An 11,132-nucleotide genomic window follows, 5' to 3' on the forward strand; every position below is an offset into this window, starting at 1 on the left:
AGAATAACTATTCTGGTCAAGTCTGACCAGAATAGCGTCTAGCCCGCGTGGATCTGCCATCCGGCGGCATCGTTTTGCTGTCGCCAGAACTCGTCGAAACGTCCACCGGCCGCGCGCAATTCGTCGATGGTCCCGTCCTCGATGACCCGGCCGTCGTCGATGAACAGCACTCGGTCGGCCTGGGCGATGCTGGCCAGCCGGTGCGCGACGATCACCCGGGTGCGCGGGCGCAGCTCGGAGCTCAGCGCGGCGACGATCGCCGCCTCGTTTTCGGTGTCCAATGCGCTGGTCGCCTCGTCGACCAGCAGCACCGGTGCGGGTTTGAGCAGCGCCCGGGCGATGCTGACCCGTTGGCGCTCACCGCCGGACAGCGCCGCGCCGGCTTCGCCCACCCTGGTGTCGGTGCCGTCCGGCAGTCGGGCGACCAGCTCGTCGACCCGGGCCAGGTCGGTGGCCCGCGCGAAAGACTCCTGATCGGCGTCGGGGTCGCCGACCAGCACGTTGTCACGAATCGTGCCGTCGAGCAGGTAGGGATGCTGGAACACCACGCTGGTGGCGGCCCGCCGTGACGGAGCGTCCAGCCCGGTGGCATCCACCCCGTCCAGCAACACCCGGCCGCCGGTGGGCTCATGCAGTCCGGCGATCAGCGACAAGATGGTGCTCTTGCCCGAGCCGGACGGTCCGACGATGGCCGTGGTGGTGCCGGCCTGCAGGGTGAAGCTGACCCGGTCGAGCACCGGTGGGCCCGCGGAGTCGTAGCCGAACGTGACGTCGTCGAATTCGATGCGCGTGGCGCCGGCGTCCTCGGGTGCGCGGCCGGGGCCGACCGTCACCGCCGGCGCGGTGAGCACAGCGCGGATCCGCTCGAGGGAGGCCCGCGTCGACTCCAGGGCAGGTGCCAGTTCGCTGATGACGGTGAACGGTTCCAGGTAGCGCGCCGCCACCACGATCAAGGCGATGGCCTCGGGAACGCTGAGCGTACCGGTCACGGTCAGCGCGGTGGTGCTGCCGGCCAGCAGGATCAGCGCGCCCTGGCTGGCCAGACTGAACAGCAGTTGCCCCGGAATCTGCATGAGCAGCAGCCGCATCGCCGCACCGTGCTGCGCGCTCAGCGCCTGCCCGACGGTGCTGCGCTCGGGTTCGACGCGCCGCGCCGCGCGCAGCGCCTGCTGGGTGCGGGCGAACTCGATGATCCGTTCGGTCAGAGCGGTGTTGGCGTCACCGGCCGCGACGTCCGCCCGGGCGCTGAGCCGGTTGGAGGCCCACAGCGCCCCCAGCAGCAGCGGTACCCCGCCCAGGGCGGCCAGGCCCAGCTGCCAGGACACCCCGAGCAGGGCCAGTGCGATCGCCGGCGGCAGCAGGATCGCGCTGATCAGCGGGGTCAGCAGATTGACCACCAGGCTCACCAGTTCGGGGCCGGTGGCCGCGATGGCCTGGCGCGCGTCCGCGGTGTTGGCGGGCGTGAACCAGCCCAACCGGACGCCGGGCAGCCGGTCGGCCACGTCATGTTGGGTGTGATCGAGGACGGCGAAGCCCAGGTCGAATCCGATTCGGGCGCAAGCGAAGTCGATCAGCCAACCCGCGACGGTCGCCACCGTCAGCCACCCCAACCAGGCCACCCCCCGACTCGGGGCGTCGGAGAACAGCGCGCTCACCAGCGGGACCAGCAGTACGGTCCCCGCGGCCCGCACCGCCACCGACAGCAGCGTCAGCGCCGCGTAGCCGAACATCCGTCCGCGGCGGTCGTGCGGAATCAGTTGGATCAGGGTGCGGATCATCGGCGTGCCTCGGCACCGACGGTGACCGCGGCGCGGCCGGTCTCCCACAACTGCAAATAGCGTCCCTGCGCGGCCAGCAGCTGATCGTGGCTGCCCTGTTCGACGATGCTGCCGTGATCGAGCACCACGATCTGATCGGCGCCGGTGATCGTGTGCAGTCGATGGGCGATCACCAACACGGTGCGATCCTGGGTCAGCCTGTTCAGCGCTTGCTGCACCAGGTATTCCGATTCGGGATCGGCGAACGCGGTGGCCTCGTCCAGGATGAGCACGGGTGTGTCGGCGAGGATAGCGCGGGCGATGGTCAGCCGCTGCCGCTCCCCGCCGGAGAGCGCCGCGGCCGCACCGAGCACGGTGTCGTAGCCGTCGGGCAGCCGCAAGATCCGGTCATGGATCTGGGCTTCGCGGGCGGCGGCCTGCACTTGCTCGTCGGTGGCGTCTGGAACCGCCAGCGCGATGTTGTCGCGCACACTGCCGTGCACCAGTTGGGTTTCCTGCAGGACGAATCCCACCCGGCGATACAGCTCGTCGGCGGTCAGCGACCGGATGTCTTGTCCATCAACCGATATCGATCCGGACTCCACGTCGTGGAACCGGGCCAGCAGCGCGGCCAGCGTCGACTTGCCCGAGCCCGACGGGCCGACCAGTGCGGTCACCGTGCCCGGCCGCAGCGTCAACGACACGTCGCGGATCACCGGGACACCGGGACGATAGCCGAACGTGACCGCCGCGAAGCGCACCGTCCCGGCCGTGTTCCCCGGCTCCAATGCGGTGGAATCATGCTGCTCGACCGCGAGTTCGGGTTCATCCAGAGCGATCTGTAGCCGCCGGGCCGCCAGCATGCCGCCGCGGATGCCGCCGACTCCCAGGCCGATACCGAGCAGGCGGGCGCCGAAGGTGGTGCCCAGCAACAGGAACGGCAGCAGGTTCACCGGGTCCATTCGGCCGGAGATGATCAGCGGAGTGCCGGTCAGCATGATCAGCCACAGGAAGGTCGACGGGCGGGTGACCAGATCCATCAGCGTCTTCTTGCCGATGAAGGGCCGCTGCCAGTCCACCAGAAAATTGATGTACTCGTCGAGGCGGCGACGGAAAGTGGAGGCGGCAGCCCCACCGAACACCCGGATCACCGGCTGACCCTCCAGGTAGGTGCCGGCTTCGCCGTTCATCCGCTCGGCCCAGCGTTGCGCCTGACTGATCTTGGGGCCCGACTGGGTCAACATCACCGACATCAGCACCATGTAGACCAGCACCGGCACGAACAGCACCAGCGCCACCCGCCAGTCCACCACGAACAGGTAGACCAGCACCGCGACCGGTGCCACCACCGCAGCCACGGCGTCGGGAATGGCGTGGGTCACCAAATAGTGCAGAGACAGGGTGTCGTCGGCGACCAGTTGCTTGATCGAGCCGGATCCGCGCGCGGTGAACCAGCCCAGCGGCAGCCGCGACAGCTTGCTCAGCAGCCGAGTACGCAGCGCGCTGGCGAAGCGGGCGTCGACGACGTGCAGCCACAGCGTCAGCCCCGCGCCCAGCAAGGTGCCCAGGCCCAGCAAGGAGAGCGCGGCGATTCCGACCGTCCACAGCCGTGACTCGTCGGCACCGGAGACCAACAGCCGGGCCAGCTCCACCAGCAGCACGAACGGGGCCAACTGCAGCAGCGTGATCAGGGCCTGCAGGACACCGGAGATGATCAGCGGCACCCGCAGCGGACCGAGCAGCCGACCCGCGGCCTGGGCCCGCCACGCCCCCTTCGCGGTGACGCTGCGCTCACCAGGCACTTCACTCGCACTTTTGTCTGGTAGCGGCAGAGTCAACGCAGATTCAGTAGCGTCGCGCTGGGTGCCCATGGCACGTCCGGCGGTCCAGTAGGCCTGCGCGTGGACCTCGGATTTGGGAAAGCCGAACTCCTCGCGCAGCCGCACCCGCAGCGCCTTGAGCGTCGCGGCTTCCGGGGTGGCCCAGGCGTACCAGTCCGACCAGTCCCGGGACTCGATCGCCGCGGCCAGGGAGCTCGCGTCGCTGCGGGGCACCCAGTGCACCCGCAGGCGGGGATGTTCGCGCAGCGGGATCAGTAGATCGTCGTCGTCGTGCTGTTCGAGGTAGAGCTCGATCGGTACCTCGGGCGCGACGGTGCCGATGATTCCGTTGATTCCCGGAATCGACGCCGAGTCCCCCATCAGCAGGTAGCCGGCGGGCTGCGCGTCGGCGTCGGGTACCTCGAAGCGCGACGAGCCCATCAGCGACATTGCCGCGATGGTGGCCCCGGGTTCCACGGTGCGGGCCCAGCGGGTAGCCGGCCCGGCCGGTTCGTGCAGCACCATGTCGACGGCGAAGCGTCCGCTCTCGGCGTCGCCCTCGGCGATGGTGTAGGCACGCTGGAATTCGGTGTCCGATCCATCCGGGTCCGGGAACCAGAACCGCAGCCAGGCACTGGGTTCGACGGCCGCGTCGGTGAACAGGGTGGGCGAATGCATCCAGACCCGGATGCAATGTGGAGTGATCCAGCTGGTCTCGAGCACCGTTACGGTGTGGTCGCGGGCACCGAAGCCCCGCAGAATCGCACCCTGCAAGCCGCGCGCCATCACGGTCCTTTCGCCAACGGTGGCCCACCCCGCGGAGTCGGGCTCGGCGCTCGCCGCCAAGTCGAACCTAGGTTACCCTACCCTCACTTACTCGAATAGCTGCTCGGGTAGGCTCACTGCTCGTTATGACAGACGCCGCAACCATCCTGCACCGCGAGCTGACAGACCTGTCCGACCAGGTCCGCCGCGTCCCGCCGCCCCCGATCCCGGTGCTGGCCGAACCGTATGAGATCCGGGTGGCCGACCCGGACGCCGACGCGGAGCTGATCTCCGAGTGGATGAACCGGCCGCACCTCGCGCAGACGTGGGAGTCCGCCTGGCCACCGGAGCGCTGGCACGCCTACCTCACCGCCCAAGTCACCGGCAGCTATTCGCGGCCGTTGATCGTCAGTCGGCACGGACAAGACGGCGGCTATATCGAGATCTACCGGGCGGCAAAGGATTCCATCGCGAAGTACTACGCGGCCGACCCGCATGATCTGGGCATTCACGCCGCCGTCGCCGACACCACGGTGGTCAATCGTGGGTTCGCGGCAATCCTGCTGCCGCGCATCATGTCCTACGTCTTCGAGCTTGAGCCGCAGTGCCGGCGGATGATGTTCGAACCCGAGTATCGCAACACGGCGATGCGCCGGCTGGCCGAATATGTCGGCGGCGTCTTCCTCGGCGAACACGACATGGGTTATCGCAAGATGGCGCTGTACGCAGTGCTGCGCTACCCCGACGACGACCCGCTGTCGAACAACTCGGCGTAGCCGTCGTAGTCGGGACGCATCCCGGCTGCCACCAACTCCCACAGCACCTCATCGGTGCCGCCGCCTACCCGGGCCAGCTTCATGTCCCGCCACCAGCGCCCGAGCGGTGTCTCGTCGACCAGATATCCGGTCCCGCCGAAGATGTGCATGCACTCGGCGATCACCTCTTCGCCCAGCCGCGCCGCGGTGACCTTCATCGCCGCGGAGGTCCGCAGGTCGAGTTTGCCCCCGGCCGCAAATCCGTTGAGCCCGTGCCGAAGCAGGTCGACGCGGGCCTGCATGTCGGCCATCCGCAGCCGCAGCGCCTGATGCTCGAACAGGGTGGCACCGAACTGGGTGCGGTGCAGCATCCGCGCGTGGGTGATGCCGAGGACCTTCTGACACGACGAGGCGACCTGCCCGGCGATCGACATCCGCTCGTGCGCCAGCCCCCAGGAGATGGCGGCCAGCCCGGTGCCCGGCCGGGCGATCAGGGCGTCGGCGGGCACCCAGGTGTCGATGTCGACCGGGGCAGTGTCCAGCGGCCCGGCCCCGACCTTGCTGAACGGCTCGTGCACCTGCACCTGGTCGGTCGGCACCGCAATCATCAGGACGTTGCCGTGCCGGCTGTTCTCATCGTGGTCCATGCTGCGCGCCAGCACCAGGATGTGGTCGGAGATAGGCGACAGCGACACGAACTTCTTGCGGCCACGCACCTCGAAACCGTCACGCACGGAACGGGCTTCGGTCTGCACACGCTGCAGGTCCGATCCCCCGGACTCCTCCGACGCGCCGATGCACAGCACCGCTTCGCCGCGAATGGCCCGCTGGCAGATGTCCTTCAGGTAGTCGGAGCGGCCGAAGCGGTGCAGAATCGAGATCGACGAATCCTGCAGGCTCACACCGACTCCGATGCCGGCAGACCCGAGCCGCCCCAGCGCGTAGGCCAACTCCAGCAGTTTGGCCACATCGGTGGGCGCTGCGCCCGCCCACTTCTGCGTGAAGACTCCCGCCCGGCCGAGATGCTCGATCAGCTTGCGCGGAAAGCGCCCACTGTTCTCGGCTTCGGCCGTCCACTCCACGACCTGCTGGTCGAACACCTCGTTGAGCAGAGCGCGGTAGGCATCAAGATCCGAGATATCCGAGCCGGTCACTTCATAACCTCCATGTTGCGTTTGACCTCGAGCCGCCGCAGCTTCCCCGACGATGTCCGGGGCAGCGATCCCGGTGCCAGGAACACCACATCGGCGGGCACCACCCCGCATTGGGACGCCACCCGGGAGATCAGGTCGGCACGCGCGCCGGCCTCGTCGCGGCCACGGAACTCCGCGGCGATCACCAGCCCCGGGCGGATTCCGTCCGTGCCGACCGCCACCACTGCACCCTCACGGACCCCACGCACTTCGGCGGCCACCCGCTCGATCTCGGTGGGAAACACATTGCGGCCGGCGATCGAGATGATCTCTTTGGCCCGGCCACAGACCACCAGGCCGGCGTCGGTGAAGTAGCCGAGGTCGCCGGTGCCAAACCAGGCGTCCGGGTCTTGCGCCGGCTGGCCGAGGTAGCCCGACATCATCGAGGTTCCGCGGATCTCGATCTCACCGACTTCGCGTTGCGGTAGCTGCTCGTGGCGTTCGGCCACCGGACTGATGCGGACCTGCATCCCGGGAATCGGCTCGCCGAGCACCGCATGCCGGCGCACGGCCTTGGCGTCATCGCCTGCCGCGTCGGCAATTTCGTCGTATTGCAGACCGGTGCCCGGCCGTGGCGCGGTCACCGCACAGGTGGCCTCGGCCAAGCCGTAGGACGGCATCAGTGCACCGGGGTTCAGGCCGAACTTGCCGAGTTCGGTGACGAATCGCTCCAGTCCCGCGCAGTCGACCGGTTCGCCCCCGTTGATCGCGACCCGCAGCCGGCCCAGGTCCACGTCGGGGACTCGTCGGGCATATTTGCCGATCACGCCGTAGGCGAAATTGGGTGCGGCGGTCATGGTGGCCCGGCTGTCGTGCAGCCAGCTCAACCAGCGAAACGGCGAGGCGGCGAATGCCGCGGTGGGCGCCAACCACTGTTCCGAGCCGGTCAGTGCCGCGCTGAGCAGGAAGGTCAGCCCCATGTCGTGGTACAGCGGCAGCCAGCTGCAGCCGACATCGTCCGCCGGCTCCACCCCGACGTGCTGGCTCAAGCCAGCGACGTTTGCCAGCACCGCGGCCGGTGAGAGCTGGGCGGTGCGCGGGGTGCCGGTGGACCCGGCGGTGCCCTGCAATACCGCGGGCACGTCGGCGTCGGCGCTGACCCGGTTGACCGAACGACCGGCGCCGGCGGCGGCCGCAACATCGGCCACCGCCAGAAGCCGACCGCTCTCCTGGGCGCGCAGCAGGTCCAACACCGGTCCGTGGCTCAGCACCGTGCGGACACCAACGCCGTGGAAGCGATCCAGGGTTGCCTGTGCCCAGTGCTGGGGGTCGGCGCCGCGGACCGGTCCGGGCAGGATCGACACGCTGCGGCCGGCCAACCAGGCGCCCTGAATCGCGGCGACCAAATCTGCGTTCGGCTCACCGACCAGCCCTACGGCCCCGTCATCATCGCCGTCCAGGATCCGGGCAGCCACGCTTTCGGCCCGGGCGTGCACCTGCTGCCACGGGTGACGATTCCATGCTCCGGCGTCGGCGTCGAAGACCACCAGGTCGTGCTCCGACCCGGTCATCGCCCGGGTCAGGGCGCTGGCCAGCACACTCACGCGTCGGCGGGGGCTTTCGCCCGGATGGCGGCCTCAAGGTCCCCGACCGTGTCGCAGTTCAACAGGTCTTCCTCGGACAGCGCTACACCCAGCCGATCCTCAATGGCGACCATGCCGATGGCGAAGGCCACGGAATCGAGGCCGACGTCGTCCACCAGCCGCGACTCCGGAGTCACGCGGCCCAGATCGACCTGCAGGTCGTCTCGCAAGATCTCACGCAGCGCATTGTTGATGGCATCGGGGGATGAAGCGCTCATGTTGAGGGACGCTACACCAAACCCCTAACTAAGGTTAGCTTGCCCTATCTTGTGACTCCCGACACTTAGACTAAGGCTAGGCTTGCCTGCTGTTTGCTCTCATGGTTAACGTTAGCCATCGTTCCACATAGACAGGAACCTCACATCAGATGAGGACACGATAAGGAGAAACAATGCAGCTCGCAATCGCCGCAGGATCGACCGATCCCGGCACCGCGTCGACCGCCCGGGCCACGGGGCTCCTGGCAGCCGGAATCGCCCTGGCCAGCGCCGGCGTGATCGCCGTCAACCCGGTCGCCCCGATGATCGGCGCTGTCGCCCACCAGCCCGCCGTCGAACTCACCGCCACCACTGGCGAGAACCTCGACCACCTGATGGACCTGCTCACCGGCCCGAGCCCGGTCTTCTCGGCCCTGGGTGACCTGGGCAGCTACTACGGCCAGACCGTCAGCAACAGCTTCGACGGCGTGCTGAACGGCCTCGAAATCATGTGGTCCGGCGGTGGCGCGGTCAAGGGCCTGGAGAACATCCTCCCGCAGGTCATGGAGTTCCTTCAGCAGGGTGACTTCACCAATGCCTGGAACCTGATCAACTGGGACATGTTGTTCGACATGAACAACATCTTCCAGCCGCTCTTCGACCACACCGTGCGTGGCACCGGCGAATTCGTGCCCGGCGTGTTCGGCATCGGCGCCGACCTGACCAATGTCTGGGCGGCCGTACAGGAGATCTTCGGCGACTTCAGCTTCTGGAAGACCTCCGCCAAGTACCTGACGGAACCGCTCATCGGCTTCATGTTCGCGTTGTCAGAAAATCTGACCGGCGTGCCCGACGGTGTGGAACACGTGGCGCAGGACCCGTTCGACGCACTGCTCAACGGCTACATCACCTGGGACTCCGACACCGGCGAAGACACCGGCCAGTGGTGGGGCCTGCTTACCGAGAAGGGCACCGTCTCCTACTTCCTCGACTTCCTGCCGGAGAAGTTCGCCGACGCGCTCACCTCGACCATCCCGGTGCCGGACGTGGATGTCGACCCGGGTTCGTCGGCGGCCGACGCCAGCCTGCTGGACCTGGGCTGGCTCGGCGGGCTGTTCAACTAAGTAGTACCGCACCACCGGTCTCGCGCGAGCGCTGGCGACCCCAGCGCTCGCGCAGCACCAGAGCCGGGTTCGGGCCCCTAGCAGGCCCGAGCCCGGCTCAAAACAATGCCATTGACTAATGGCACCATTGACTGTTGACTCAGTCACATGATCCTTGGCCGATCGCCCAAACGCAGCCATGGGGCTTCCGCCGTCGTCACCGGCGCCGGGAGCGGTATCGGAGCCGCATTCGCCATCGAACTCGCCCGCCGCGGCAGCGCCGTGGTCTGCAGCGACATCAACGATGACGCCGCCCAGCGCACCGTCGAGACCATCGCGGGCGCGGGCGGTCGGGCCACCGCCGTGCACTGCGACGTCTCGCAGCTCGACGAGGTTACCGCGCTGGCCGACGCCGCGCAGTCCTGGTTCGGCCACCCGCCCACCCTGGTGATCAACAACGCCGGCGTCGGCGCCGGCGGGCAGCCGATCGGCACCCTGTCGCTGGACGACTGGAACTGGACGCTGGGCATCAACCTGTGGGGCCCGATCCACGGCTGCCACGTCTTCACCCCGATCCTGCGTGCGGCGGGCCTCGAGCAACCCCGCGGCATCATCAACGTCGCTTCCGCCGCATCGTTCGGCGCCGCTCCGGACATGGCGGCCTACAACGTCAGCAAGGCCGGCGTGCTGTCGCTGTCGGAGACCTTGGCGGCCGAGCTGTCCGGTACCGGAATCGGTGTCACGGTGCTGTGCCCGACCTTTGTCAAGACCAACATCGTCGAATCCGGCCGGATCACCGCCCAATCCAGCGAGGCAGCGAACCGGTTGATGCGCTGGACCGGGCTCTCGGCCGGGCGCGTTGCCCGCGACTGCCTGGACACCCACGACCGCGGTGGCCTGTATTGCATGCCGCAGCTGGACGCCAAGATCGGCTGGAACATCAAACGTTTCGCGCCGGAGACGTTCACCCGGACCATCGGGCTGGCATTTCGTGCCAGTGCGGCATTGCCAGGACGGACCGACTGAAGGAGAAGCAGATGGCTCTCGACATGGACGTCATGCTCACCAAGATCAAGGATCGGCAGTGGGCGCTGGCCGATATCGACTGGGACGCACCGGGAGCCGAGCTGATCCGCCCCGAGATGGCCCCCAAGCTCAAGAAATTCATGGCCGACCTGTGCTGGATCGAGAACATCGGCGCCCGCGGCTTCGCGGCCATGGCACGCAAGGCGCCCACCTCGACGCTGGCCGAGATCTACCGGTACTTCCACGCCGAGGAGCAACGCCACGCCAACGCCGAGCTGGCGCTGATGAAGCGCTGGGGCATGCTCGACGACGGCGAAATACCCGAGCCCAACGTCAACATCCGGCTGGCGATGCAATGGCTGGACGACTACTCCGACGATTTGCCGCTGTCGGTGCTGGGCACGGTGATCCCGATGCTGGAGGTCGCACTCGACGGGGCGCTGCTGAAGTTCCTGCTCGACGAGGTCGACGACCCGGTCTGCCATCAGGTGTTCGAGAAGATCAACAACGACGAATCTCGGCATATCGCCGTCGATTTCGAGGTGTTGGAGATGATCGGGCACGCCGACGCCCGCAGGCTGGCGATCGAGTTCGTCGGCACCGTCGCCTCGCCGTCGCTGATCGTGGGCGCGCTCATCTCGATCCCGCTACTTAACCGGATCCGCAACGAGGTGATCGGCATGGGATTGGACCCCCAGCGGCTCTACTCGGCGCTGATGCGTTTCACACAGTTCGGCGAACGCGGCGAACACGCCCGGCGGGTGCCGGCCTATCAGGTGGTCAAGCGCTACTCGGGCTGGATGGCCAACCCGGACAGCCCGTATCACCTGCTGGCCAATCCGGCGGTGTGGCTGTCCGGCTTCTATCCCAAGCGGCTGCTCAAGCCGATCCCGAGCTGGTTCAAAGAGCTGACCCACGAGCCGGCGGCCTGAG

At 67.8% G+C, this 11,132-nt stretch carries 8 protein-coding genes and 1 pseudogene; 4 read left to right on the forward strand and 5 right to left on the reverse strand.

All coding sequences use genetic code 11. The features are described 5' to 3' along the window. Nucleotides 1–38 precede the first annotated feature (38 nt). The gene (locus BN4346_RS34120) at nt 39–1,778 is read right to left on the reverse strand and encodes an ABC transporter ATP-binding protein (protein WP_067971601.1); all 1,740 of its coding nucleotides are present in this window, start codon (nt 1,776–1,778) and stop codon (nt 39–41) included. After that, nucleotides 1,775–4,363, reverse strand: coding sequence for an ABC transporter ATP-binding protein/permease (locus tag BN4346_RS34125; RefSeq protein WP_067972399.1), 2,589 nt, complete (start codon nt 4,361–4,363; stop codon nt 1,775–1,777). Before BN4346_RS34125 ends, BN4346_RS34120 begins: the two co-directional genes overlap by 4 nt. Nucleotides 4,364–4,488: 125 nt before the next feature. Here BN4346_RS34125 and BN4346_RS34130 point away from each other — a divergent pair, with 125 nt between their 5' ends. Further along, the gene (locus tag BN4346_RS34130) at nt 4,489–5,118 is read left to right on the forward strand and encodes a GNAT family N-acetyltransferase (RefSeq protein WP_067971604.1); all 630 of its coding nucleotides are present in this window, start codon (nt 4,489–4,491) and stop codon (nt 5,116–5,118) included. Here BN4346_RS34130 and mbtN read toward each other — a convergent pair. From mbtN to BN4346_RS34145, 3 genes and pseudogenes are all read right to left on the reverse strand, one after another. Next, nucleotides 5,079–6,236 (reverse strand): mycobactin biosynthesis acyl-ACP dehydrogenase MbtN, encoded by a 1,158-nt coding sequence (mbtN, locus tag BN4346_RS34135; protein ID WP_407695134.1) that lies wholly within the window; start codon nt 6,234–6,236, stop codon nt 5,079–5,081. The two genes, BN4346_RS34130 and mbtN, sit on opposite strands and share 40 nt — an antisense overlap. 11 nt (nt 6,237–6,247) lie before the next feature. Beyond that, nucleotides 6,248–7,834 (reverse strand): long-chain-fatty acid--ACP ligase MbtM, encoded by a 1,587-nt coding sequence (mbtM, locus tag BN4346_RS34140; protein WP_067971610.1) that lies wholly within the window; start codon nt 7,832–7,834, stop codon nt 6,248–6,250. Further along, nucleotides 7,831–8,094 (reverse strand): annotated as a pseudogene (locus tag BN4346_RS34145) (acyl carrier protein); the annotation flags it as partial. The gene mbtM and the pseudogene BN4346_RS34145, both read right to left, overlap by 4 nt. 170 nt (nt 8,095–8,264) lie before the next feature. Here BN4346_RS34145 and BN4346_RS34150 point away from each other — a divergent pair. From BN4346_RS34150 to BN4346_RS34160, 3 genes are all read left to right on the forward strand, one after another. Next, the gene (locus BN4346_RS34150) at nt 8,265–9,194 is read left to right on the forward strand and encodes a hypothetical protein (protein WP_067971612.1); all 930 of its coding nucleotides are present in this window, start codon (nt 8,265–8,267) and stop codon (nt 9,192–9,194) included. 147 nt (nt 9,195–9,341) lie between these two features. Next, complete coding sequence (locus tag BN4346_RS34155; RefSeq protein WP_067971614.1) at nt 9,342–10,199, forward strand: SDR family NAD(P)-dependent oxidoreductase; 858 nt, start codon at nt 9,342–9,344, stop codon at nt 10,197–10,199. An 11-nt stretch (nt 10,200–10,210) separates the two neighbouring features. Then, nucleotides 10,211–11,131, forward strand: a complete 921-nt coding sequence (locus tag BN4346_RS34160) for a reductase (RefSeq protein WP_067971617.1) — start codon at nt 10,211–10,213, stop codon at nt 11,129–11,131. The last annotated feature ends 1 nt before the right edge of the window (nt 11,132 follow it).

The organism is Mycolicibacter icosiumassiliensis, assembly GCF_900078685.2.
Taxonomy (GTDB): domain Bacteria; phylum Actinomycetota; class Actinomycetes; order Mycobacteriales; family Mycobacteriaceae; genus Mycobacterium; species Mycobacterium icosiumassiliensis.